1 protein-coding gene is annotated in these 455 nt (G+C 72.5%); it reads right to left on the bottom strand.

Annotated features, from left to right (window positions below):
- The coding region (locus tag AC5LUJ_RS23915) for a DDE-type integrase/transposase/recombinase (protein WP_493465838.1) at window positions 1-455 on the bottom strand (455 nt) is incomplete at both ends.

Below are 455 nucleotides of genomic sequence, written 5' to 3'. Positions count from 1 at the left end.
GGTGCGGGGTGGAGTGCGCCAGCCGGATCCCGAGCTTCGCGCAGGCGCGCAGCAGCCAGGCGTCGGAGAACGCCGAGCCGTTGTCGACGTAGATCTTGGAGGGGATGCCGCGGGCGGCGAGCGCGGGGCGTAGCGCCGCGGCGAGCCGGACGGTGTCCTCCGCGTAGCCGAACCGGTAGCCGACGACCGCGCGGGAGTAGTCGTCGAGGAACGCGAACAGGTAGGTCTTCCGCCCGGCGATCTTGACTGCGTGCAGGGCGTCTCCCGTCCACAGATCATTAGGTGCTGCTGCCTGGAACGGGGAGAACACCTCCCGGCCGGTGGCCGCCGCGGCGAGCTGGCGGGTCCCGATGCCGGTGCGGGTGAAGAAACGCTGCAGCGTGCGCTCGGTCGGGGACCAGCCATGGGTGGCCACCAGGATCCGGCGGACCTGCGCGGCGGTGCGCTCGGGCCGC

This window comes from Protofrankia sp. CiP1_Cm_nod3, from assembly GCF_982290655.1.
Note: the sequence above shows the minus strand (reverse complement) of the source record. Positions and strands in the feature narration are given on the sequence as shown.